Source organism: Pseudomonas sp. 910_21 (assembly GCF_052850735.1).
On record NZ_VXCY01000002.1, the window covers coordinates 167786 to 191079 of the forward strand.

Consider the following 23294-nt stretch of genomic DNA (forward strand, 5'->3'; position numbering starts at 1 on the left):
TCCATGCAAGGCGCGTCGCTTCGTCATCAGCAACCCGCACCCGGCCGCAAGCCGGTGCCGCGGGGTGCCAGCCGAATGGTGGCTAAAGAGCCGATGTCGGTGCGCCTGCCGAAAGCCAACTTTGGTTTTCTGAAAAGCCTGTTCTGGCCGGTGCTGCTGGTGGCTCTGGGGTTTGGCACCTATGAAGGTGCCCAGCGTCTGTTGCCGTACGCCGACCGCCCGATCACCAAGATCGCGGTGCAGGGGGACTTGAGCTACATCAGCCAGCAGGCGGTGCAGCAGCGGATCGCGCCTTATGTCGCGGCGAGCTTCTTCACCATCGACCTGGCGAGCATGCGCACCGAGCTGGAACAGATGCCCTGGATCGCCCACGCCGAAGTTCGTCGGGTGTGGCCGGACCAAGTGGTGATTCGCCTGGAAGAGCAACTGCCGGTAGCCCGTTGGGGCGACGAGGCACTGTTGAACAACCAGGGCCAGGCCTTCACTCCGCGTGAGCTGGCGAACTATGAACACTTGCCGCAGTTGTTCGGGCCGCAGCGGGCCCAGCAGCAAGTGATGCAGCAGTATCAGGTGTTGAGCCAGATGCTGCGGCCGCTGGGCTTTTCGATCGCCCGTCTGGAGCTGCGCGAGCGCGGCAGCTGGTTCCTGACCACCGGTGCCGGCAGTGCCGGTCCGGGTATCGAGTTGCTCCTGGGTCGCGATCATCTGGTGGAGAAGATGCGCCGCTTCATTGCCATTTATGAAAAAACGCTGAAAGAACAGATCACGAATATCGCGCGCATCGATCTGCGTTATGCCAACGGCCTGGCCGTGGGCTGGCGCGATCCGGCGGCACCCACGACGGCGCAACCTGCCGTCGCGAAGAATTAAGAAGAGGCAGGACCATGGCAAATGTGCAAAGCGGCAAAATGATCGTCGGCCTGGATATCGGCACCTCCAAGGTTGTGGCGCTGGTAGGCGAAGTCGCGGCCGATGGCTCGCTGGAAATCGTCGGCATCGGCACCCATCCTTCCCGCGGCCTGAAGAAGGGCGTGGTGGTGAATATCGAATCCACTGTGCAGTCGATCCAGCGCGCGGTGGAAGAGGCGCAACTGATGGCGGGCTGCCGTATTCACTCGGCGTTCGTTGGTGTGGCGGGCAATCACATTCGCAGCCTGAACTCCCACGGCATCGTGGCGATCCGCGATCGGGAAGTCAGCTCGGCGGACCTGGAGCGGGTATTGGATGCAGCCCAGGCTGTGGCGATCCCGGCTGACCAGCGAGTCCTGCATACCCTGCCGCAGGATTACGTGATCGATAACCAGGAAGGCGTGCGCGAGCCCCTGGGCATGTCCGGCGTGCGTCTGGAAGCCAAGGTGCACGTGGTGACCTGCGCGGTGAATGCGGCACAGAACATCGAGAAGTGCGTGCGCCGCTGCGGCCTGGAAATCGACGACATCATCCTCGAGCAACTGGCCTCCGCCTACTCGGTACTCACCGACGACGAGAAAGAGTTGGGCGTGTGCCTGGTGGACATCGGCGGCGGCACCACCGACATGGCGATCTTCACCGAAGGCGCGATCCGTCACACCGCGGTGATCCCGATTGCCGGCGATCAGGTGACCAACGACATCGCCATGGCTTTGCGCACACCGACCCAGTACGCCGAGGAAATCAAGATCCGTTACGCCTGCGCCCTGGCCAAGCTGGCCGGTGCCGGCGAAACCATCAAGGTGCCGAGCGTTGGCGATCGTCCGCCGCGTGAGCTGTCGCGTCAGGCCCTGGCCGAAGTAGTCGAGCCGCGTTACGACGAATTGTTCACCCTGATTCAGGCCGAGCTGCGTCGTAGCGGCTACGAAGACCTGATCCCGGCGGGCATCGTGCTCACTGGTGGCACCTCGAAGATGGAAGGCGCGGTGGAACTGGCCGAGGAAATTTTCCACATGCCGGTTCGTCTGGGCGTGCCCCACAGTGTCAAGGGCCTGTCCGACGTGGTGCGCAACCCGATCTATTCCACCGGCGTTGGCTTGCTGCTGTACGGACTGCAGAAACAGTCCGACGGCATCTCGTTCTCCGGCATCGGCAGCCGCGACAGCTACAGCAGCGACGAGCCCAAGACCGCGTTGCTGGACCGCATCAAGAGCTGGGTCCAGGGCAACTTCTAAAGATTTACCGCAACACCGTTTCAAAGCAGTAGGCAGTAGGCGAAAAACTAGAGAAATGAAAGGAGAGGGAAAATGTTCGAACTCGTAGACAACATCCCGCAGAGTCCGGTAATCAAGGTTATCGGTGTTGGCGGTGGCGGCGGCAACGCGGTCAATCACATGGTCAAGAGCAACATCGAAGGCGTCGAGTTCATCTGCGCCAACACTGATGCTCAAGCGCTGAAAAACATCGGCGCGCGGACCATCCTGCAACTGGGTACCGGTGTGACCAAGGGCCTGGGTGCGGGTGCCAATCCGGAAGTCGGCCGTCAAGCCGCTCTGGAAGACCGCGAGCGCATCGCCGAAGTACTGGCGGGCACCAACATGGTGTTCATCACCACTGGCATGGGCGGCGGTACCGGTACCGGTGCGGCGCCGATCATCGCTGAAGTGGCCAAGGAAATGGGCATCCTCACCGTTGCGGTGGTCACCCGTCCGTTCCCGTTCGAAGGCCGCAAGCGCATGCAGATCGCCGATGAGGGCATCCGCGCGCTGAGCGAAAGCGTCGACTCGTTGATCACCATTCCCAACGAGAAGCTGCTGACCATCCTCGGCAAGGACGCCAGCCTGCTGTCGGCGTTTGCCAAGGCTGACGACGTGTTGGCTGGTGCCGTTCGCGGTATCTCCGACATCATCAAGCGTCCGGGCATGATCAACGTCGACTTTGCCGACGTACGTACCGTGATGAGCGAAATGGGCATGGCGATGATGGGCACTGGCTGCGCCAGCGGTCCGAACCGTGCGCGTGAAGCCACTGAAGCGGCCATCCGCAACCCGCTGCTGGAAGACGTGAACCTGGAAGGTGCACGCGGCATCCTGGTGAACATCACCGCCGGTCCTGACCTGTCCCTGGGTGAGTACTCCGACGTGGGTAGCATCATCGAAGCCTTCGCTTCCGAACACGCCATGGTCAAGGTCGGTACCGTTATCGATCCGGACATGCGTGACGAGCTGCATGTAACCGTAGTGGCCACCGGCCTGGGCGCGAAAATCGAGAAGCCTGTGAAGGTCATCGACAACACCGTTCAGACTTCCATGTCCGCACAATCGCAAGCGCCAGCTGCTGCTCGTCAGGAACTGCCGTCGGTGAACTACCGTGACCTGGATCGTCCGACCGTTATGCGCAATCAGGCGCAGTCGAACGCGGCGACCGCGGCGAAGCTGAATCCGCAAGATGATCTGGACTACCTGGACATCCCGGCATTCCTGCGTCGTCAGGCCGATTGATGGAATGTATCAGGGGTATTAGGGTGATTGGTGTTCAGCAAAGGCATGGTCTGCTATTATCGCCAGCCTTTGTTGATACCAGTTCGCAATTTGCGCTGAAGCGGCCCAAGCCATGATTAAACAACGCACCCTGAAGAATATTATCCGTGCCACAGGTGTAGGCCTGCATTCCGGGGAGAAGGTTTACCTGACCCTCAAGCCTGCGCCTGTCGACACCGGCATTGTGTTTTGTCGTGCCGACCTGGACCCTGTGGTGCAGATTCCTGCTCGCGCGGAAAATGTTGGCGAAACCACGATGTCGACCACGTTGGTCAACGGTGACGTCAAAGTGGACACGGTGGAGCACTTGCTCTCGGCCATGGCTGGCCTGGGCATCGATAACGCCTACGTCGAGCTCTCCGCGTCCGAAGTCCCGATCATGGATGGCAGTGCCGGACCCTTCGTATTCCTGATTCAATCTGCTGGCCTCGAAGAACAGGACGCAGCTAAAAAGTTCATCCGCATCCTTCGTGAAGTGACCGTGGAAGACGGCGACAAGCGCGCCACTTTCGTGCCTTTCGATGGTTTTAAAGTGAGCTTCGAGATCGATTTCGATCACCCGGTTTTCCGTGACCGCACCCAGAGTGCAAGCGTGGACTTCTCCAGTACTTCGTTTGTAAAAGAAGTCAGTCGCGCCCGTACCTTTGGTTTCATGAGTGATATCGAGTACCTGCGCAAGCACAACCTCGCACTCGGCGGCAGCGTGGAAAACGCCATTGTGGTCGATTCGGATGGCGTACTGAATGAAGACGGTCTTCGCTACGAAGACGAATTCGTCAAGCACAAGATCCTGGATGCAATTGGTGACCTCTACCTGCTGGGCAACAGCCTGATAGGCGAGTTCAAGGGCTTCAAGTCGGGCCACGCACTGAACAACCAGCTACTGCGCAAGTTGATTGAGCAGAAAGATGCCTGGGAAGTCGTGACCTTCGAAGATGCCAGCACTGCACCGATCTCTTACATGCGTCCGGTCGCGGCCGTGTAATTACTCTCTCTTTCCTTTTGTTTTTGAAGGCCATCCCCCCGGATGGCCTTTTTTTATGCCGCAAGGTTCAGGCGCTGCGCCGTGACATGTTGGAAACCACTCGGTTGCGGCCGCTGTACTTGGCTTGATACAGGGCTTTGTCGGCGTCGCTCACCCATTGGTCGAGGCTGATATCCGGATTGCCCGACCAGGTGTTGATGCCAATGCTTACCGTCAAGGGCGTGGCCTGTTCGCTGACGGACGGCAATGCGGCGATGCTGGCGCGGATTCTCTCGGCGAGTACGGCGGCGCCGGCGCTGTCGGTCCCCGGCAGGATCACCGCGAACTCTTCGCCCCCATAGCGTGCCGCCAGGTCAGCCGGGCGTCCTGCGCAAGCGCCAATGTTCTGCGCCACCACACGCAATGCCTGGTCCCCCAGCGGATGACCAAAGCGGTCGTTGAACGACTTGAAGTGGTCGACGTCGATCATCAGCAGTGACAGGGGCAGGTTTGCGCGCCGGGCCCGGGCCCACTCATTGTTCAATACCTGGTCCAGGGTACGACGATTGGCCAGGCCGGTGAGGGCATCGACGGCTGCCAGGCGCGCCAGCTCCTGCTCGGCATTCTGCCGGCGCCGCAGTTCGCGACACAGTTGCCAGGTCAGCCAGAACAGGGCGATGCACAGCGCCCCAGTGGCGCCGCTGATCAGCAACGCTGTGCGTTGCCAGGCAGCAAAGACCTCATCGATGGACAGTGCCACGACCACGATCAGCGGCAGGTCGCCCACCTGGGAAAAGGTGTACAGCCGTTGCATCCGATCCACGCTGGACACGCTGCTGAAGCTGCCATTGCCTTCGCGCAGGATGCGGACGAAGTTGGGGCGGTTACTGAAACTCTTGCCAATCAGGTCGTCTGCCAGGGGCGGCTGCTGGGCCAGCAGAACCCCATCGCGGCTGATCAGGTTGATCGAGCCGTTGCGCCCGATATCCAGATTCTTGAACAGCTCATTGAAGTAGCTCAGGCGCATCGCCGCTTCGGCGACGCCAATGAACTCGCCATTCTCGTTGCTGAGCCGACGACTGAAGCTGATCCGCCAGTCATGCTCGGCGGTGCGGGCGCGGAACGGCGGGCTGATCATCATCCTCGGGTCTGGATTGTCGATGTGCGATCGAAAGTACTCGCGATCGGCGTAGTTGCCCGTACGGGGTACGAGCGAAGCCGAGTCGGCCAGCACATCGCCGTGCTTGTCCAGCAACAGGATATCGCCCTTGTAGGGCGCTGCGGTGGCGCGGTCGAACAGCGCCAGATGGCGGATGGGCAGCGAAACGTCCTTCAGGTCGTTGCGTTGCGCCGCACTGATCAGTCCCTTGAGGGACAGGTCGTAGAGTTCGACGTTGCGCAGTACATCAGCGTCGATCAGTTGCACGATGTTGTTCGCGGCACGGGTGGCAGCCTGTTCGGCAGCAGCGTGTTCACGGATCAACAGGTAGGTGACGATACTGAGAATGGCCACGACGATCAGCGAACTGGCCAGGACCAACAGACGTTCCGGATTTGACGCGATTTTCCCTGTGCGGGGTGTCGCACTACTCACGCTCATGATTTTGATTTCTGCTACGTCGACAGATTTAAGTCTAGTGTGGACGTGGGCTACAGAAATCGGTCACGCCTTCGCGCCTGTATAAATCCCGAATAAAAAAAAGGCCAGCAAAACATGCTGGCCTTTTGCTTATATCGGCTTAGAACACGTTGATCGGATAGTCGACGATCACCCGGTACTCATCGGTGTCGTTGTCCAGTGCGCCGTAGCCGTTGCCACCACGGTTGGTAGCCCATTGCAAGCGCACGGCCAGGTCCTTGGCGGTGCCGCCCTGCACCACGTATTTGAGGTCGAGGTCACGTTCCCAGTGCTTGGCATTCTTGCCGTCGGCGCTGTACCAGCTGGCATAGCCGCGGCTGGCCGGATCGACCTTGGTCAGGTCCAGCTCGCCCCGGGAGTAAGACAGGGCCGAGGTCAGGCCCGGCAGGCCGACGCCGGCAAAATCGTAGGCGTACTTGAGCTTCCAGGAGCGCTCGTTGGGACCGTTGAAGTCCGAGTACTGCTGGGAGTTATCCAGGTAGATGCTGTCGCCCTGGGCGATGTAGTCGAATGGCGTGTTGCCGTTGACCCGCTGGTAGGCCGCAGTGACGCTGTGGCTGCCCACGCCCACGGTGAAGTGCAGGCTGTAGGTGTTGTTGTCGATATTGCCCAGCAGCGCCTGGCCCGTGTCCTGGGTGTGATAGAAGTGCAGGCCCGGATTGAGGCTGACCAGATCGTTGAGCGCGTAGGTGTAGTCCAGGTCGTAGTAGTACTGGTTCCAGATGTCCTTGAGCTCGGAGGCATACAGGCTGCTGGTCAAGCCTGGAACACCGCTCCAGGCCACCCCGGTCCAATTCAGGTGCAGGCTTTCGTCACCTTTTTGCAGGGCGCCGTAGGAGGTGCCGATGCGCTTGTGACCGCTCTGGTTGTAGGGCTTGGTGAAGCTGGCCTGGCCGCCTTCGATCAACCAGCCGTCGAAGCTGTGGTTGGTCAGGCTGACGCCGCGGAAGGTCTGCGGCAGCATGCGGCTCATGCCCCCGGCGATCACCGGGTTGTTGAGGAACAGGTCGCCGGCCTTGAGCTCGGTGTCGAAGGCTCGCATCTTCAAGGTGGCACCGGTGGTTGAGAACGAGCCGGGCGCCTTGTGCCGGCCATCTTCGCTGAGGGGCAGGATGCTCGACTTGGTGGTGCCGCCTCCGCCGTCCAGCTTGAGGCCGAGCATAGCGTTGGCATCGATACCAAAGCCCACAGTGCCTTGGGTATAGCCGGACTCGAAGACACCGAGGAAACCCTGGCCCCATTCGATGTTGTCTTTGTTCTGCTGCTGGCGATTGCGGTTCATGTAGTAGTTGCGGGCGTTGAGCTTGAGGCTCGAGCCGGCGACGAAGCCCTGGTTGTCGCTCTCTTCGGCCGCTTGGCCCAAGGCGGGAATAGTTGCAGCGATTGCAATGAATAGCGGGCTGATTCTCAGCGTGGTCCTGAACAACGTGTAGCTCCTTTGGTGAATGAACATGGTTTTTTATTGTGAATTCGGGTGTTTCTTGTTCTGGGTATGACGTATTTGCCATGGGTTTCTCCACAGCAAAAAAAAGCCGCTGAACTCAGCGGCTTTAAGACAACTTACTCCCGGGTTGAAAGCAGAGAAGTTGTCGAGGGAAGCAAGTCGGTAGCGCGGATCAACTGTCTTTCTGAGCGTCGCTCTTACTGTGCTCGGCGGTGATCTTCTGGGCTTGCTGAGTGTTTTGCTGCTGGGCGGCCTGGGCAATCTGTGCTTGTTCGAACGCGGCGGCGCGTGCGGCATTTCTCGCCACGAATCCCTGGGATTCTTCGGCCATGGCCATTGGCACCACGAACAGGGAAGACAAAACAAAGGCGCTGGCCATACCCATACTGTTGGACATTTCTGAAGACCTTCTTGCTGAGCAAGTTCAATTCGGTGCGACAAAAATATAACCATGAGGCTGCTGGAAAAAGAGCCGAACAGGATAAGGACTGTTACCAAAAAAACAACAGTAGGCGCTGGCTTGTAGGGGCTGGCTTGCCAGCGAACGCGCCATATCGTCATGCGCCGGATGTGTTGACGCCTTCGCCGGCAAGCCGGCTCCTACAGAATCCGAGAATCCGAGAATCCGAGAATCCGAGAATCCGAGAATCCGAGAATCCGAGAATCCGAGAATCCGAGAATCCCGAGTCAGAGAGGCAGGTACAGGCCGAAGGTGTTGATGCCCCGGTCACTGCGCACGAACACGTCGCCGCCGTGCATCAGGGCGATGGCCTTGACGATGGCCAGTCCCAGGCCGTGGTTGGCGCCGCTATTGCTGCGGGATGCATCGACCCGGTAGAAGCGCTCGAACAAGCGAGGCAGGTGTTCGCTGGCGATGCCTTGGCCCGGGTTGCTGACGGCGATCGCCACTTGCTGCTCCTGCACTTCAATCCGCACCTGGATCACTTCCCCTGCCGCCGTGTGCTGCACGGCATTGCTCAGCAGGTTGATCAGGGCTCGGCGCAGGTGGGCAATCTCGATCCGCACCTGGGCATCGCCCTGGACCTCGACCCTGACTTGCGCGTCTTCGAGGATGAAGTCCAGGTAGTCCAGGGTTGTGGCCACTTCCGTCGCCAAGGAGGTGCTGGTGAGCTTGGTGGCCTTGCTGCCCTGGTCGGCGCTGGCCAGGAACAGCATGTCGTTGACGATGGAACGCAGCCGTTCCAGCTCTTCAAGGTTGGATTGCAGCACCTCGAAGTAATGCTCCGCCGAGCGGCCGCGGGTCAGGGCCACCTGGGTCTGGCCAATGAGGTTGGTCAGGGGCGAGCGCAGTTCATGGGCGACGTCGGCGTTGAACGACTCCAGGCGCGAGTAGGCCTGCTCGACCCGTTCCAAGGTGGAGTTGAAGGAGTTGACGAACTGGCTCAGTTCCGGCGGCAGGGGCGAGAGCTGCAGGCGTCCGGAGAGGCGCGGCGGAGCCAGGCGCTGCGCCTCCTGGGACAGCTTGATCAGCGGCTTGAGGCCGATCCGCGCCACCCAGTAACCCAGGGCCGAGGCCAGTAGAACACCGACGATGGCCAGGCCGATCAGGGCGATCAGCAACTGGTGCTGGGTCTGGTGGAAGGTATCGGTATCGATGGCAATCAGAAAGCGCAGGGCCGGCCGCTGTTCCTTGGCCGGCAACTGGCTGACCAGTACCCTCAGTGGGTAGGGATGATCGCTCAGAATCAGATCGCGCATGCCCAGCGGACCTTGGGCGAATGCGCGGATCTGTGGGTCCGGGTTGCCGTATTCATAACCGGGGTCACCGCTCACTGCCCAGAAGCGGATGCGTTTGTCCTCCTCGCTGAGCAGCTTGAGCTTGGCGTTGATCTTGGCCCAGTGCTCAGGGGTGCCGTAACGATTCAGGGCCGACTCCAGCACGCTGTAGCGCGCATCCAGCTCGGCTTCCGGCAGCAGGCCCAGGCCCTTGTCCACCTGTTGATAGAGAGCACCGCCAATCAGCAGGAAGATCAGCAGTGCCACCAGGGTGAACAGCCCGCTCAGGCGCAGGGCAATGGAGTTACTCGGCACTGCGGCTCTCCAGCACATAACCCATGCCGCGGATGGTGTGCAGCAGCTTGTGTTCGAAAGGGCCATCGAGTTTGGCCCGCAGGCGCTTGATCGCCACTTCGACGACATTGGCGTCGCTGTCGAAATTGATGTCCCAGACCATCTCGGCAATCGAGGTCTTGGACAGGATCTCGCCCTGGCGTCGGGCCAGCACGCTGAGCAGGGAGAACTCCTTGGCGGTCAGGTCCAGGCGAGTGCCGGCGCGGCTGGCCTTGCGGCTGATGAGGTCGATCCACAGGTCGGCGATGCTGATCTGCACCGGCTCGTGACCGCCGCTGCGGCGGGTCAGGGCTTGCAGGCGGGCCACCAGTTCAAGGAAGGAGAAGGGCTTGCCCAGGTAGTCGTCGGCGCCATCGCGCAGGCCGCGAATCCGGTCCTCCACGCGCTCCCGGGCGGTGAGCATGATCACCGGGGTCTGCTTGCGCGCACGCAGGGCCCGCAGCACGCCAAAGCCGTCCAGGCCGGGGAGCATCACATCCAGCACGATCACCGCATAATCGCCTTCCAGGGCCAGGTGCAGACCCTCGATGCCCTCTCGGGCCAGGTCGACGGTATAGCCCTGTTCGGTCAACCCGCGATGCAGGTAGTCCGCAGTTTTTTCTTCGTCTTCGATAATCAGAACGCGCATGACCCGCCTCAGGTGTTGGTGGCCGGCGAAAGGGCCGGCTGGGGCCGGTGGAACAGCCGCTCGAGCCACAAGTATATGACCGGCGTGGTGAACAGCGTCAGGGCCTGGCTCACCAGCAACCCGCCGACCACGGCGATGCCCAGGGGCTGGCGCAGTTCGGCGCCGGTGCCGTAGCCGAGCATCAGCGGCAGGGCGCCGAGCAGTGCGGCCAGAGTGGTCATGATGATGGGCCGGAAACGGGTGATACAGGCCTGGTAGATCGCTTCTTCGGGCGGCAAGCCACGGTTGCGCTGGGCCTCCAGGGCGAAGTCGATCATCAGGATGCCGTTTTTCTTGACGATGCCGATCAGCAGCACCAGGCCGATCAACGCCATGATGGAAAAATCCTGGCCGCAGAGCCAGAGCATCAACAAGGCGCCGAGCCCGGCCGAAGGCAGGGTGGAAATGATCGTCAGCGGATGCACGAAGCTTTCGTACAGCACCCCGAGAATGATGTAGACCGCCACCAGCGCGGCGAGAATCAGGTACGGCTGGCTGGCCAGGGAACTCTGGAAGGCCTGGGCCGCGCCCTGAAAGTTGCCGCTGATGGCCGCCGGCATGCCGATCTCGCTCTTGGCCTGGTCAAGCAGGATCACCGCGTCCCCCAGCGCCACGCCGGGGGCCAGGTTGAACGACAGGTTGGCCGCCGGAAACATGCCGTCGTGGGCGATCGACAAAGGACCGATGCTGGGGGCATCGAAGCGTGCCAGGGCCGACAGCGGGACCATTTCCCCGGTCAGCGGCGAGCGCAGGTAGAAGTAGTTGAGGCTCTCGGCCTTGCCCCGTTGCTGGGTGTCGAGTTCGAGGATCACGTTGTACTGGTTGATCTCGGTCTGGAACTCGTTGATCTGACGCTGGCCGAAGGCATCGTACAGCGCTTCGTCGACATCGCTGGCGGTGAGGCCGAAGCGCGCGGCGGCGGTCCGATCGATGTTGATGTGGGTAATGCTGCCGCCCAGTTGCAGGTCGTTGGAAACATCCCGGAACGCCGGGTTGCTGCGCAGCTTCTCGGTCAGGCGCTGGGTCCAGGTACTCAGGGTCGGGCCGTCGTTGCTTTTGATCACGTACTGGTACTGGGCACGGCTCGGTCCGGAACTGAGGTTGATGTCCTGGCCGGCCCGCAGGTAGAGCACGATGCCGGGCACCTGCATCAGTTGCGGGCGGATGCGATCGATGAAAGCGCTGGCGGAAACATCCCGGTCGCCACGTTTTTTCAGTGAGATCCAGAAGCGGCCGTTGGCGATGGTCTGGTTGCTGCCGGAGACACCCACCGAGTGGGAGAAGGCTTGCACCGCCGGGTCGGCAGCGACGATTTCCGCCAGGGCCTGGTGTTTTTTCACCATGTCCGGGTAGGAGATGTCCGCCGCCGCTTCAGTAGTGCCGAGCACGAAGCCGGTGTCCTGCACCGGGAAGAAGCCCTTGGGGATCAGGATATAGCCGGCAATGGCCATGCCCAGGGTCAGGCCGAAAATCCCCAGCATCAGTTTCTGATGGGCCAGGGCCTTGCGCAGGCCGCGTTCATAGAAGGCCAGCAGGCGCTCGCCGAAGCCCGGCTGGGCATGGGCCGGGTGCACCGGGGTGCGCATGAACAGGGCCGCCAGGGTGGGCGCCAGGGTCAGCGAAACCACCACCGAAATCATGATGGTGGAGGTGGCGGTCAGGGCGAATTCCTTAAACAGCCGCCCCACCACGCCGCCCATGAACAGCAGGGGAATGAACGCTGCCACCAGGGAAAAGCTGATGGAGACCACGGTGAAGCCGATTTCTCCGGCGCCCTTGATCGCCGCCTCGCGCATGCCGTCGCCGGCCTCCAGATGGCGGTGGATGTTCTCCACCACCACGATGGCATCGTCCACCACAAACCCCACGGCGATGACGATGGCCACCAGGGTCAGGTTGTTCAGGCTGAAGCCCATCACATACATCAGGGCGAAGCTGGCGGTCAGCGATACCCCCAGCACCGCAGAGACGATCAGGGTCGCCGACCACTGGCGCAGGAACAGCGCCATGACTGCCACCACCAGCAGCACGGCGATCAGCAGAGTGATCTCCACCTCGTGCAGCGAGGCCCGGATGGTCTGGGTGCGGTCCACCAGCACCTTGACCTGCACCGACGCCGGCAGCATGGCCTCAAGGCCCGGCAGCGCGGCCTGGATACGGTCCACGGTGTCGACGATATTGGCCCCCGGCTGGCGCGAGATCACCAGGTTGACCCCTGGCTGGTCACCGGACCAGGCCTGGACGTAGGCATCTTCCGAACCGTTGACCACACGCGCCACGTCCTGCAGATGCACCGGCGCGCCGTTTTTGTAAGAAACGATCAACTGGCCGTATTCCTCGGGATGGAACAGCTGGTCGTTGGTGGACAGGGTGGAGATGCTCGACTCGCCATACAGCGCGCCCTTGGCCAGGTTGAGGCTGGTCTGCTGGATCGCCAGGCGGATGTCGGCCAGGGTCAGGCCGATGGCGGCCAGCTTGTCTGCCGACGCCTGGACCCGGATCGCCGGGCGCTGCTGGCCGGTGATGTTGATCTGACCAACGCCGTCGATCTGGCTGATCTGCCGGGCCAGCAGGGTTTCCGCGTAGTCGCTCAGTTCGGTGCCAGGCATCTGCGTTGAACTGATGCTGAGGATCAGCACCGGGCTGTCCGCCGGGTTGACCTTCTTCCAGGTCGGCAGGGTGGGCATGTCCTTGGGCAGCTTGCCGGCGGCGGTGTTGATGGCCGCCTGGACTTCCTGGGCGGCGGTGTCGATGCTTTTGTTCAAGGTGAACTGCAGGGTCAGCAGGGACGAGCCCAGGGCGCTGCTGGAGGTCATCTGGGTCATGCCGGGGATGGCGCTGAACTGCACTTCCAGGGGCGTGGCCACCGAGGAAGCCATGGTGTCCGGGCTGGCCCCGGGCAAGGCGGCGGAAACCTGGATAGTGGGAAACTCGGCTTCCGGCAGCGGCGCCACTGGCAGGCGCGGAAATGCGATCAACCCCAGCAGTACCAGCGCAAACGTCAGCAACACGGTGGCGACCGGATGGTCGATGCACCAGGCGGACACCGAGCCACGGCCCTTCATGGCTTGGACTCCGAAGCCTGCACCAGGGGCGGCGGGTCGCTCAGCACCTGGACCTGGGAGCCGGGCTTGAGCCGCGACTGACCGTCACTGACCAGCACATCTCCGGCCTGGACGCCGGAGATGATGTTCAGGCCACTGTCCTGATACACCACCTGCACCGGCACGCTTTCCACTTGCCGGCCTTTGACCCTGAACACGAAGTGCTGATCCAGGCCGCGCTGGACCACGGTAGGCGGTACGGTGAGCGCGGCCTGGTCCAGCGCGGTCTGGATCTTCACCGACACCAATTGTCCGGGCCAGAGCTTTTGCTGAGCGTTGTCGAACTCGGCCTTGACGCGAATGGTGCCGGTACCAGCATTGATCTGGTTGTCGATCAGCGTCAGGTGGCCGTTGCCCAGCAGAGCGCTGGGGTTGTTGCTGTCGGCGCCCAGGTAGGCCTGGACCGTCGCCGGCTCGGGGGCGCGGATCAGTTGTTGCAGGGTCGGCAGCATTTGCTGGGGCAGGGAGAACTCCACGGCGATGGGGTCAATCTGGGTGACCGAAAATAGGCCCTGGGTGTCGGTCATGCGCAGGAAGTTGCCCTCATCCACGGTACGAATACCCACTCGGCCAGTGACGGGAGAGCGGATCTGGGTGTAGGAGAGTTGTACCTGGGTGGCGTCGATGGCGGCCTGGTTACCCTGGGCTGTGGCATTGAGCTGATTGACCAGGGCCACCTGTTGGTCGTACGTCTGCTTCGAGATGCCGTCATCCACCGACAGCAGCTTGTAGCGCTTGAGATTGATCTGCGCCACCTGCAACTGGGCCTGATTTTGCGCCAGTTGGGCCCGTGCCTGATCCAGGTTGGCGCGGATCGAACGGTCATCGATAGTGGCCAGCAGGTCACCTGCTTTCACCAGTTGCCCTTCCTTGACCAGCAACCGGGTGAGGATGCCGTCCACCTGGGGGCGAATGACCACACTGTGCAGCGACAGCACCGAGCCGATGCCGCTGGTGTAGCGCGGTACGTCCTGCTGGATCACTTGCACCACTCGTACCGGTATCGCCGTGGGCGCGGCGAGCCTGGGGCTCGTGGGTTTGTTGAGGAACCAGATCGCAGCGGCGGCGACAGCCAGGAGAAGCGTTGCGGTCACGACGGTTTTCTTGGCAATGGACATGAGGGGAGGGCGCCGGGCAGTAATGTCGGAAGGGTGGCCATGATCTGTGCACAGTTATAGTCCGCTAACTCGGTCAGCAGGGTGACGGCCAGCTGTCAGCCCTGTCAGAAAAGTACCTGCCAGCCGTTGCGATCCAGGTCAAAGATCGCAGGCACACAGGTATACTGCCGGCCACTGTGGCCCGTCCCTCGGCCCGGCTTTTCTTTCTCTCTTGGAGTTTCCATGACTTCCCCTGCACAACCTGCTGCGGATGACGCCCTGAGCGTTGATCCTGCGGCCGAGCCGGTCACCCCTGAAACCGAGGGCAAGGCTGCGATCCCGGCGTTCAAGTTTCCCTTCAAACCGTCCGAATTCGCCGCGGCAAAAAACGTTCAGCAGCCCTGGTACAAGAACGGCGCCAGCAATGGCCACACCAAGACCCCCGGCGCAGCGCCTCCCGGCACTCGGCGCTCCATGGGCAAACGTTGATATCGCCGACAATCGAAGACATTGCCTCGATTTGCGCTTTTTAATCGCAATGATGGCTAATTGCTTTAAACCTGAGCTGGATCAGTATTCGTGGCATCAGTGCGCTTAGAGTCAGCAGCCCTGCCGACTCCTCCTAACAATTACGAGCGCGCTTCCCATGAAGATCAACCTTCCGGTTACTGGGCGAAACGTGGACTTTGCCCCTGATGCGAACATCCTCTCGACCACCGATCTGACCAGCGCGATCACCTACGCCAATCCTGATTTCATCGAGATCAGCGGTTACAGCCGCGAGGAGTTGCTGGGCTCGCCCCACCACCTGATGCGCCATCCGGACATGCCTGCGGCAGCGTTCGGCCACATGTGGCGTACCCTCAAGCGCGGTCGTTCGTGGATGGGCCTGGTGAAGAACCGTTGCAAGAACGGCGATCACTACTGGGTCAGCGCTTACGTCACGCCGGTGACCCGCGACGGGCAGGCGGTGGAATACCAGTCGGTGCGCACCAAGCCCAGTGCACAGCAGATCGAGGCTGCGCAACGGGCTTATGCCCGGCTCAACGGGGCGGGAGCTTCCTGGTGGAGTCTGTTGCCGGTCATGAGTCTGCGTCTGCGCTTGTGGGCATCGATCAGCGCCGGTTTCGTTGGTACCTACGGTGTTTCGGTGTGGTTGCTGCCCGAATCCTGGATGGTCCAGGGGGCGGTGATGGCCATGGGCTGGTGCCTGAGCCTGGTCGCGGTCGGTGCCCAGCTGCGGCCGCTGGATCGGCTGACCGAGCGGGCCCGGCAGATCGGCGACAACCCGTTGAGCCAGGGCATCTACACCGGTCGTGCCGATGAGTTCGGGCGTATCGAGTTCGCCTTGCAGATGCTCGAGGCCCAGGTGGGGGCAGTGGTGGGGCGGATCGGCGATGCGTCCCAGCGATTGGCCGGGCATGCCGCGGAGCTGGTGGAGCATCTGCACAGCAGTCACAACAGCACCCTGGAGCAGCAGGCGGAAACCGATCAGGTGGCGGCCGCCATTCACCAGATGGCCGCCAGCGTGGCGGAAGTCGCCACCCATGCCCAGCAGGCATCGGTGGCGGCGGATCAGGCGGAAAGCGAAACCCGCGAAGGTCATCTATTGGTGGGTGAAAGCCGCAGTGCGGTGTTGCGCCTGGCCAGTGAGCTGGAGCGGGCCACCGAGGTCATTCATCAGTTGGAAAACCACAGCGCGGACATTTCCGGTGTGCTGGAGGTGATCCGCAGCATCGCCGAGCAAACCAACCTGTTGGCTCTGAACGCTGCGATCGAGGCGGCGCGGGCCGGTGAGCAGGGACGCGGCTTTGCCGTAGTGGCCGATGAGGTGCGCGGGCTGGCCCAGCGGACCCAGGATTCCACCAACGAAATCCAGCGCATGATCAGCACCCTGCAAAATGCGGCGCGCAATGCCGTGGAGGCCATGCAGCACAGCAGTCAGCATGTGGAAAGCAGCGTCGATCAGGCCCAGCGCGCCGCGGTGGCGCTGGACGGCATCAGCCAGCGGGTCAACCAGATCACCGAAATGAGCCTGCAGATTGCCGCAGCGGTGGAGGAGCAGAGCGCGGTGAGCGAGGACATCAACCGCAACATCATCGGTATTCGCAATGCCTGTGAAGTGACGGTCAGTGCCGGCCAGCTCAGTCATGTCAATTCAGGCGACGTGGCCGGGCTGGCGGGGGACTTGCGGCAACTGGCCCAGGAGTTCTGGCACAAGCGTGGATAGGCCGGTTCGCGGGGCACCGGTTCGCCGGCAAGCCTGATCCTGCGGAGTCAGGCGGCGCGCAGCGAGATGAAGGCATAGTCCAGGGCGGCTTCGCTGACCACCAGGGCGCCGGCAGCCTGGACCTGGCCGGCGATGTCGTTTCCGGACAGGTGAAAGCGCCAGGGTTGATTCGATGCCGCGGGTGGCGCTGCCTGAACCTGATCGATGGCCCTGGCCAGGGCATTCATGTCGGGCAAGTAGGCGGTGAAGCCGTCGCCCTTGAGGGCCGTGGTGCGAATGCCCAACAGGGCGCAAATGGCTTCCTTGGTATGGATATCATCGCGGTCGGCCTGGCGCGAGCGGTCGATCAGCTCGGCCAGTTCCCTATCCACCAGTGCTCCCCCCAGAATCAGTTGCGGTCCCTGTTCCCAGGATTCCGGCGGGCACTCCTTGGCCAGTGGGTTGAGGGGGATATGGGGGTTGATCTCCATGGGGTAGATGCGGCACACCAGGGGGCGACGCTCATAGATGCGGCACAGCTGGTCTTCGTCAAGATTCCGGCAGGGGCCGACGTTGTAGGCGGCAAAGGTGATCGCCACGTAGGCTTCGGTACTGCCACTGGTGACCCGGCAGGAACGGCGCTCGGCGTGTTCGCGCTGTTGCGTCGGCAGCCCCAGGCCATTGCCGAGGAAGGCCTCCACCAGAACGATCACCTGACCGCCGTCGGCGGCCCAGGCCCGGGCTTCGGTGAGGGTCAGGGGCACATGGTGATCGTTGCAGCACTTGCCGCAACCAACGCAGGAAAACTGAGTATTCATGGAGCGAGTAAACCGTTCTGGGTCGACAGGGATAGCGCCATAAATGCTGTTATTGACGCGGCCAGGGAGCGTGTCGAAGCAAGTTGCACGCCAGCTGTCGGGTCTTGATGGCTGTCGTCTAGGGCACGACTTCGCGACGCACGATATGCATGCCGACGCTTTCATACAAGCGCCGCGCCCGCAGGTTGTCCTCCAGTACCCTGAGATCGACAAAGCCTTCCCGGCGTTCGGCGAACATCAGGAAGGCTTGTAGCAGCAAGGCGCGGCCCAGTCCTTGACCACGGGCCCGAGGGTGCACCACCAGATCCTTGATATAGGTGCTGGTCCAGCACTGGGCCACCGCCACCACGCCCTCCGCATCCCGCACCACCAGGCACAGCTGGGGGTCGTACTCGGCATCGGTTTCGAAGGCCCGGCGCCAGTCTTCCAGGGGCGGCACCCGGCCACCGCCGTCCTGGTAGCCCAGGTGCATCAGTTGATGCACGGCTTCGGCCAGTTCCGGGCTGTAGTGCTCCAGGGTGATACCCGCCGGCCACTGTGGCGTGGTCTGGGGAGCGCTGAGATCGCGGCGCAGCAGCAGGCAGTGGATCTCGCTCATGGCTCAGGCCGCCTGGCTGGCGATGGCCTTGGCGGCGTCGATCAGGCAGCGGGTCAGTTCCGGCGAGGAAAACTTGGTGAGCACCGCATTGGCTCCGGCCAGGCGGGCTTTCTCGCTGTTCATGGCGCTGTCCAGCGAGGTGTGCAGCAACACATACAGATGGGCGAAGTCCGGGGTTTCCCGCAGGGTCCGGGTCAGGGCATAGCCATCCATTTCCGACATCTCGATGTCCGAGACGATCAGGTTGATCTCGTTGGCCGTGCCTTGCAGCTCCAGCAGGCAGTCGATGGCCTCTTTGGCGCTGCGGGCGGTGTGACATTGCAGGCCCAGGTTACGCAGGGTGTGCACCGATTGCTGCAGCGCTACCTGGCTGTCGTCCACCACCAGGATGCGTGCATTGCCCAGGGCTTCGGCGTCTTCCATGCTCAGTTCGGTGGGCGCCATCTCGATCTGCGCCGGGGCGATGCCGTGGATCACTTTCTCGATATCCAGCACTTGCACCAGCGTGCCGTCCACCTGGGTTACCCCGGTGATGTAGGACTTGATACCGCCGGAGCCAAAGGGTGGCGGGCGGATATCGGTGGTCAGGCAATGGACGATCTTGCTCACCGCCTGTACGTGCAGGCCCTGTTTGGAACGGCTGACGTCGGTGACGATCAGGCAGCCGCTGTCCGGGTCTGCCAAGGGGCGCTCGCCGATGGCCCGGCTGAGGTCGATCACTGACAGGGAGTTGCCCCGCAAGGTGGCGATGCCTTTCACATGGGGGTGGGATTCCGGCAGCTTGGTCAGCGGCGGGCAGGGGATGATTTCACTGACTTTAAGCAGGTTGATTGCCATCAGCTTGCCGCTGCGCAAGGTAAACAGCAGAAGCGAAAGCGAGTCTGCGCGGGCTTTGTTGGAGGACATAAAAACCTTCTCTGGAAAAAATTGGCTTGTGGCTCGACCCACGGATAACCCTTGATAACGGGTTATCGACGTATTCAGGGCGGGCTTTAGCGGCGAGGCTGCTTTCCGTCGGCCGGTGCGCAGGTCCCTGGATTGGCGGCGTGCCCTTCGCTGGCAAGCCGGCTCCTGCGAGCCTGCCCCTGGCGTCTACCGCAGGCCCAGGCGCTTGGCCAGACGGCTGAGGTTGGCCCTGTCCAAGCCTAGCTCACGGGCGGCGCTGGCCCAGTTGTGCTGGTGCCGTTCAAGGCAGGCGTTGATCAGCTGGCGCTGATAGTGCTCGGTGGCCTGGCGCAGATCGCCGTTGGCGAGGGCCAGGGGCGTGCTTTCTAGGGCTTGCTCAGGCACGGCAGGCGCCTTTTCGCTGACCCGTGGCAGGTCCAGGTCCGTTGCATCCAGGCTGAGGATCTTCGGCCGTTCACGGCAGTTGCCCAAGGCCTTGAGGGCGCTGCGGCCTATCAAGTGCTCCAGCTCGCGGACGTTGCCCGGCCAGCTGTAGGCCAGCAGCGCCTGTTGCGCATCGACGCTCAGGCGCAGGCTGCCCAGGCCCATGCGCGAGCGGTTTTGTTCCAGGAAGTAGCCGCTGAGCAGCAGCACGTCCCGGCCCCGATCCCGCAGGGCCGGCACCCGCAGCGGATAAACGCTGAGGCGATGGTAGAAGTCGGCGCGATAGCGACCGTTGCGTACTTCTTCTGCCAGGTCACGGTTGGTGGCGGCGATCAGGCGCACGTCTACCTGATGTTCCTTGTCCGAGCCCAGGCGCTGCAACTGACCGCTTTGCAGCACCCGCAGCAGTTTGGCCTGCACCGTCAGCGACAGCTCGCCGACTTCATCGAGAAACAGGGTGCCGCCATTGGCCAGCTCGAATTTACCCCGACGATCCTGGGTGGCCCCGGTAAAGGCGCCGCGCACGTGGCCAAACAGCTCACTCTCCACCAGGGTGTCGGGCAAGGCCGCGCAGTTGAGGCTGATAATCGGTTGCTCAGCCCGGGGTGAGGCAGCGTGAATGGCTTGGGCCACCAACTCCTTGCCAACGCCGGTTTCACCGGTGATCAGCACGGTCAGGTCGCTGCCGCCAACCAGGCTGATCTCTTCCAGCAATCGCTTGTGGGCCTTGCTTTGGCCGATCATCTCGCGGTTCTGTCCGCTGGCCTGGCGGAAGACCTCGGCCCGTTGATGCTCGTTTTCGGCGCGCAGTGCCAGGCGCTCGATGCGTTCGGCTGCGCTGACAGTGGCCGCTGCGAGGCTGGCGAAGGCTTGCAGGGCGTCCAGCTCAATAGGTTCGAAGCGCTGCGGATCGAGGGCGTCGAGGGTCAGCAGGCCCCAGGGGCGCTCATCGACAAACAGCGGACATCCCATGCAGTCGTGGACTTCCAGGTGATCGTCGAGACCTTCCACCAGGCCGTCATAGGGATCGGGCAGTTCACTGTCGCTGGCAAAACGGGTCGGCCCCGGGCTGCTGAGCAGGGCGGCAAAGCGCGGGTGCTCGCTGACCTTGAAGCGCCGGCCCAGGGTATCGGTACTCAGGCCGTTGACCGCCAGCGGCACCAGCCATTCGCCATCCAGGCGCAGCAGCGCAGTGGCATCGCAGGGCAGCAGGGCGCGCAGGGCTTCCAGCAGGCGGCGGTAACGCTCGCCCTCGGGCAGTTCCCGAGACAGGTCGGTCACCAGGGGCAGCAGGGTCATGAGTAGGGATTTTGCAGTCATAAGGACTCCATGTTGTCCTAATGACTATAAATGCATAAGTGTCTTTATGACCATATATATTTCAAGTTATTGATTTATAAGGATTTAATTTCTGGCATGAAAACTGATTAGACAAGGGCAACCTGCAAGCAGTCAAAAAGTCCAGGAGTTGTCCCTATGCTAAGCGTTCAAGATCGCGCCATCATCAAATCCACTGTGCCCCTGCTGGAAAGCGGTGGCGAAGCCCTGATTACCCATTTCTACCGGATGATGCTCTCCGAGTACCCCGAGGTGCGTCCGCTGTTCAACCAGGCACACCAGGCCAGCGGTGATCAGCCCCGGGCCCTGGCCAACGGCGTACTGATGTATGCCCGGCATATCGACCAGTTGGATCAACTGGGGGATCTGGTGGCCAAGATCATCAACAAGCATGTGGCCCTGCAGATCCTGCCGGAGCATTACCCCATTGTCGGCACCTGCCTGTTGCGGGCCATTTCGCAGGTGCTGGGCAGCGAGATCGCCACTCCTGAAGTGATCAATGCCTGGGGCGCGGCTTACAACCAGCTGGCGGATATCCTGATCGGCGCCGAGTCGGCCATCTACGACGAGAAGGCCCAGGCCCCCGGTGGCTGGCGTGGCGCGCGGGAATTCAAATTGGTGGATAAGGTCGAGGAAAGTGCGGAAATCACCTCCTTCTATTTCGAACCATCGGACCAGGGGCCGATCCTCGCCGCCGAGCCTGGGCAGTACATTGGCTTGCAGCTCTTCATAGAGGGCGAGGAAGTGCGGCGCAATTATTCCCTGTCGGCGCTTTCCAGCCAGGGCCAGTACCGCATCAGTGTCAAGCGCGAGGCCGGAGGCTTGGCGTCCAATTACCTGCATGACCAGTGCCCGGTGGGCGCGCGCATCATGCTGTTTCCGCCGGCGGGTGAGTTCACCCTGGTGGCCAGCGACAAGCCCCTGGTGCTGATCAGCGGCGGGGTCGGTATCACCCCGACCCTGCCGATGCTGGAGGCAGCGCTGGCTACCGAACGCCCGGTGCATTTCATCCACTGTGCACGCAACGGTCAAGTGCACGCGTTCCGTCACTGGGTCGACGAGTTGGCGCAACGTTATCCACAGCTCAAGCGTTTCTACTGCTATGCCGAGGACGACGGCGTCAGCCCCGCGGCGGACAAACTGGGGCTGCTGACCCGGGAGCAGTTGGCCGACTGGTTGCCGGAGCAGCGTGACCTGGATGCCTATTTCCTCGGTCCCAAGGGGTTCATGGCGGCCATCAAGCGCCACCTGAAGGCCCTGGGCATCCCCGAGCAACAAAGTCGCTATGAGTTCTTCGGCCCGGCGGCGGCCCTGGAGTAACCCTGTCACCGGCTCCTGCCTGCAGGAGCCGGCTTGCCGGTGCATCCGTCGGTGACCCAAGTGCTATCGGCACCGATGCCTTCGCTGGCAAGCCAGCTCCTACACAAGCCAGCTCCTACAAACGTCAGCCCTGCAATGGGGCAGGGCTGTTAATCCGTGCTTAACCTGCCTGTCGTTAATTCCCCTCGATGCTGGCATGGCAGTGCCATGCCGGCCCTTTCATTGTGCGTCCTCCAGGCCCGTAAACCTTGGGGTGTTGCCTTCGATGCAATGCATTCAAAGGTCATGATCAGCGTGTAGACTTCCGGGCACCCGATGGCAATCAGATCAACTTCGCAATTCAACCGCGGGCTGCCGTGACCAGCACTGGCGGCCCGGTTGGACAGACAACAGAAAAAAGGAATAGGGATGAGTGACGACAGACTGCGTTTGGGACGTGAACGGCGCTTCCTGGTGCTGCTGGGGGTTATCTGCCTGGCACTGATCGGCGGGGCCCTGTACATGCAGGTGGTATTGGGCGAGGCGCCTTGTCCGCTGTGCATCCTGCAGCGCTACGCCTTGCTGCTGATTGCACTGTTCGCTTTCATCGGCGCAGCCCTGAGCTCGCGACGGGGCATCACCATCATGGAGGCCCTGGTGGTCATCAGTGCCATCGCCGGCGCGGGAGTCGCCGGGCACCATGTGTACACCCAGTTCTATCCGGCGGTGAGCTGCGGCATTGACGTGCTGCAGCCGATTGTCGACAGCCTGCCCTTGGCGACGATCTTTCCCCTGGGCTTTCAGGTAGATGGCTTCTGCTCCACGCCATATCCGCCGATTCTTGGGCTGTCCCTGGCCCAGTGGGCACTGCTGGCGTTCGTGCTGACGGTGATCCTGGTGCCGCTGGGCATTGTCCGCAATCGCAAGAAAACCTACTGATCCACCCGGAAAAGCCCCGGTCTCCCAACAGAGGCCGGGGCTTTTTCATGCCGTTCATTCGACACCTGAAAAGTCCGTGATTTGCGGCAAGTCGGGGTGCGGCAAAAGTGCGACATGTTGTCACACTGTCGCAGTCGCAGAGGGGCGATCGGGGGCTTGCAACAGACTGCATTCCGAGCAACTGGTTCCATGCAAGTCTGTCAGTTTGTGTAAGCCGCGCTGTTGGGGAAAACCCATAGCCTGCTATCTATACAATTCTTCACAGACCCCGTTTTACAAGGGGTGAAGCCATATGAAAGACGGCTTTCA

At 62.0% G+C, this 23294-nt stretch carries 19 protein-coding genes and 1 pseudogene; 9 read left to right on the forward strand and 11 right to left on the reverse strand.

Annotated elements, in window-relative coordinates:
• Positions 1 to 3: 3 nt before the first annotated feature.
• The 4 genes from FW796_RS05830 to lpxC all read left to right on the forward strand — a co-directional run bounded on the left by FW796_RS05830 (position 4) and on the right by lpxC (position 4434).
• A complete protein-coding gene (locus FW796_RS05830) occupies positions 4 to 870 on the forward strand; it encodes a cell division protein FtsQ/DivIB (RefSeq protein ID WP_016966667.1) in 867 nt (288 codons plus the stop codon).
• 14 nt (positions 871 to 884) lie between these two features.
• Positions 885 to 2144 carry a cell division protein FtsA gene (gene ftsA, locus FW796_RS05835; RefSeq protein WP_346633867.1) on the forward strand — a complete coding sequence of 420 codons (1260 nt, stop codon included), beginning with the start codon at positions 885 to 887 and terminating at the stop codon, positions 2142 to 2144.
• Positions 2145 to 2216: 72 nt separating this feature from the next.
• Positions 2217 to 3410: a cell division protein FtsZ gene (gene ftsZ, locus FW796_RS05840; protein WP_346633868.1), complete on the forward strand. Its 1194-nt coding sequence runs from the start codon at positions 2217 to 2219 to the stop codon at positions 3408 to 3410.
• Positions 3411 to 3522: 112 nt separating this feature from the next.
• Positions 3523 to 4434: a UDP-3-O-acyl-N-acetylglucosamine deacetylase gene (lpxC, locus tag FW796_RS05845; RefSeq protein ID WP_011063304.1), complete on the forward strand. Its 912-nt coding sequence runs from the start codon at positions 3523 to 3525 to the stop codon at positions 4432 to 4434.
• Between the two features lie 67 nt (positions 4435 to 4501).
• Here the strand turns inward: lpxC and FW796_RS05850 are convergent, their stop codons facing one another.
• The 7 genes from FW796_RS05850 to FW796_RS05880 form a co-directional block, all read right to left on the reverse strand.
• The gene (locus FW796_RS05850; RefSeq protein ID WP_346633869.1) at positions 4502 to 6013 is read right to left on the reverse strand and encodes a sensor domain-containing diguanylate cyclase; all 1512 of its coding nucleotides are present in this window, start codon (positions 6011 to 6013) and stop codon (positions 4502 to 4504) included.
• A gap of 139 nt (positions 6014 to 6152) precedes the next feature.
• Entirely contained in the window at positions 6153 to 7478 is a 1326-nt protein-coding gene (locus FW796_RS05855) for an OprD family porin (RefSeq protein WP_346633870.1), read from the reverse strand.
• Between the two features lie 190 nt (positions 7479 to 7668).
• Positions 7669 to 7893, reverse strand: a complete 225-nt coding sequence (locus tag FW796_RS05860) for a hypothetical protein (RefSeq protein WP_346633871.1) — start codon at positions 7891 to 7893, stop codon at positions 7669 to 7671.
• Between the two features lie 290 nt (positions 7894 to 8183).
• On the reverse strand, positions 8184 to 9548 hold the full coding sequence (locus FW796_RS05865) for a heavy metal sensor histidine kinase (RefSeq protein WP_346633872.1): 1365 nt from the start codon (positions 9546 to 9548) through the stop codon (positions 8184 to 8186).
• Positions 9538 to 10215, reverse strand: coding sequence for a heavy metal response regulator transcription factor (locus FW796_RS05870; RefSeq protein WP_346633873.1), 678 nt, complete (start codon positions 10213 to 10215; stop codon positions 9538 to 9540). The genes FW796_RS05865 and FW796_RS05870 overlap by 11 nt, the downstream gene beginning before the upstream one ends.
• An 8-nt stretch (positions 10216 to 10223) precedes the next feature.
• On the reverse strand, positions 10224 to 13319 hold the full coding sequence (locus FW796_RS05875; protein ID WP_446439138.1) for a multidrug efflux RND transporter permease subunit: 3096 nt from the start codon (positions 13317 to 13319) through the stop codon (positions 10224 to 10226).
• Positions 13316 to 14476, reverse strand: a complete 1161-nt coding sequence (locus FW796_RS05880) for an efflux RND transporter periplasmic adaptor subunit (protein WP_446439139.1) — start codon at positions 14474 to 14476, stop codon at positions 13316 to 13318. The genes FW796_RS05875 and FW796_RS05880 overlap by 4 nt, the downstream gene beginning before the upstream one ends.
• Positions 14477 to 14698: 222 nt before the next feature.
• Between FW796_RS05880 and FW796_RS05885 the strand changes: the two genes are divergently transcribed.
• From FW796_RS05885 to FW796_RS05895, 3 genes and pseudogenes are all read left to right on the forward strand, one after another.
• On the forward strand, positions 14699 to 14944 hold the full coding sequence (locus tag FW796_RS05885) for a hypothetical protein (protein ID WP_346633876.1): 246 nt from the start codon (positions 14699 to 14701) through the stop codon (positions 14942 to 14944).
• Between the two features lie 157 nt (positions 14945 to 15101).
• Positions 15102 to 15383, forward strand: a pseudogene (locus tag FW796_RS05890) (PAS domain-containing protein); the annotation flags it as partial.
• Between the two features lie 246 nt (positions 15384 to 15629).
• Positions 15630 to 16685, forward strand: a complete 1056-nt coding sequence (locus tag FW796_RS05895) for a methyl-accepting chemotaxis protein (protein ID WP_404940100.1) — start codon at positions 15630 to 15632, stop codon at positions 16683 to 16685.
• A 47-nt stretch (positions 16686 to 16732) separates the two neighbouring features.
• Here the strand turns inward: FW796_RS05895 and FW796_RS05900 are convergent, their stop codons facing one another.
• The 4 genes from FW796_RS05900 to norR all read right to left on the reverse strand — a co-directional run bounded on the left by FW796_RS05900 (position 16733) and on the right by norR (position 20729).
• Positions 16733 to 17482: a YkgJ family cysteine cluster protein gene (locus FW796_RS05900; RefSeq protein ID WP_346633878.1), complete on the reverse strand. Its 750-nt coding sequence runs from the start codon at positions 17480 to 17482 to the stop codon at positions 16733 to 16735.
• Positions 17483 to 17600: 118 nt separating this feature from the next.
• Positions 17601 to 18080, reverse strand: coding sequence for a GNAT family N-acetyltransferase (locus FW796_RS05905; protein WP_346633879.1), 480 nt, complete (start codon positions 18078 to 18080; stop codon positions 17601 to 17603).
• A 3-nt stretch (positions 18081 to 18083) separates the two neighbouring features.
• The gene (locus FW796_RS05910) at positions 18084 to 18986 is read right to left on the reverse strand and encodes a chemotaxis protein CheV (RefSeq protein ID WP_123724752.1); all 903 of its coding nucleotides are present in this window, start codon (positions 18984 to 18986) and stop codon (positions 18084 to 18086) included.
• Between the two features lie 186 nt (positions 18987 to 19172).
• Entirely contained in the window at positions 19173 to 20729 is a 1557-nt protein-coding gene (gene norR / locus FW796_RS05915; protein ID WP_346633880.1) for a nitric oxide reductase transcriptional regulator NorR, read from the reverse strand.
• Between the two features lie 156 nt (positions 20730 to 20885).
• On the opposite strand from norR, the gene hmpA reads away from it, so the two are divergent.
• Together hmpA and FW796_RS05925 are read left to right on the forward strand one after the other, a co-directional pair.
• On the forward strand, positions 20886 to 22067 hold the full coding sequence (gene hmpA / locus FW796_RS05920; protein ID WP_404937614.1) for an NO-inducible flavohemoprotein: 1182 nt from the start codon (positions 20886 to 20888) through the stop codon (positions 22065 to 22067).
• Between the two features lie 408 nt (positions 22068 to 22475).
• Positions 22476 to 22985 carry a disulfide bond formation protein B gene (locus tag FW796_RS05925; protein WP_346633882.1) on the forward strand — a complete coding sequence of 170 codons (510 nt, stop codon included), beginning with the start codon at positions 22476 to 22478 and terminating at the stop codon, positions 22983 to 22985.
• Positions 22986 to 23294 lie beyond the last annotated feature (309 nt).

What these genes read in the sequence shown, in the direction of transcription:
- FW796_RS05830 (WP_016966667.1), top strand. Translation starts at nt 4, where the DNA reads ATGCAAGGCGCGTCGCTTCGTCATCAGCAACCCGCACCCGGCCGCAAG.
- ftsA (WP_346633867.1), top strand. Translation starts at nt 885, where the DNA reads ATGGCAAATGTGCAAAGCGGCAAAATGATCGTCGGCCTGGATATCGGC.
- ftsZ (WP_346633868.1), top strand. Translation starts at nt 2,217, where the DNA reads ATGTTCGAACTCGTAGACAACATCCCGCAGAGTCCGGTAATCAAGGTT.
- lpxC (WP_011063304.1), top strand. Translation starts at nt 3,523, where the DNA reads ATGATTAAACAACGCACCCTGAAGAATATTATCCGTGCCACAGGTGTA.
- FW796_RS05850 (WP_346633869.1), bottom strand. Translation starts at nt 6,013, where the DNA reads ATGAGCGTGAGTAGTGCGACACCCCGCACAGGGAAAATCGCGTCAAAT.
- FW796_RS05860 (WP_346633871.1), bottom strand. Translation starts at nt 7,893, where the DNA reads ATGTCCAACAGTATGGGTATGGCCAGCGCCTTTGTTTTGTCTTCCCTG.
- FW796_RS05870 (WP_346633873.1), bottom strand. Translation starts at nt 10,215, where the DNA reads ATGCGCGTTCTGATTATCGAAGACGAAGAAAAAACTGCGGACTACCTG.
- FW796_RS05875 (WP_446439138.1), bottom strand. Translation starts at nt 13,319, where the DNA reads ATGAAGGGCCGTGGCTCGGTGTCCGCCTGGTGCATCGACCATCCGGTC.
- FW796_RS05880 (WP_446439139.1), bottom strand. Translation starts at nt 14,476, where the DNA reads ATGTCCATTGCCAAGAAAACCGTCGTGACCGCAACGCTTCTCCTGGCT.
- FW796_RS05885 (WP_346633876.1), top strand. Translation starts at nt 14,699, where the DNA reads ATGACTTCCCCTGCACAACCTGCTGCGGATGACGCCCTGAGCGTTGAT.
- FW796_RS05895 (WP_404940100.1), top strand. Translation starts at nt 15,630, where the DNA reads ATGGTCCAGGGGGCGGTGATGGCCATGGGCTGGTGCCTGAGCCTGGTC.
- FW796_RS05900 (WP_346633878.1), bottom strand. Translation starts at nt 17,482, where the DNA reads ATGAATACTCAGTTTTCCTGCGTTGGTTGCGGCAAGTGCTGCAACGAT.
- FW796_RS05905 (WP_346633879.1), bottom strand. Translation starts at nt 18,080, where the DNA reads ATGAGCGAGATCCACTGCCTGCTGCTGCGCCGCGATCTCAGCGCTCCC.
- FW796_RS05910 (WP_123724752.1), bottom strand. Translation starts at nt 18,986, where the DNA reads ATGTCCTCCAACAAAGCCCGCGCAGACTCGCTTTCGCTTCTGCTGTTT.
- norR (WP_346633880.1), bottom strand. Translation starts at nt 20,729, where the DNA reads ATGACTGCAAAATCCCTACTCATGACCCTGCTGCCCCTGGTGACCGAC.
- hmpA (WP_404937614.1), top strand. Translation starts at nt 20,886, where the DNA reads ATGCTAAGCGTTCAAGATCGCGCCATCATCAAATCCACTGTGCCCCTG.
- FW796_RS05925 (WP_346633882.1), top strand. Translation starts at nt 22,476, where the DNA reads ATGAGTGACGACAGACTGCGTTTGGGACGTGAACGGCGCTTCCTGGTG.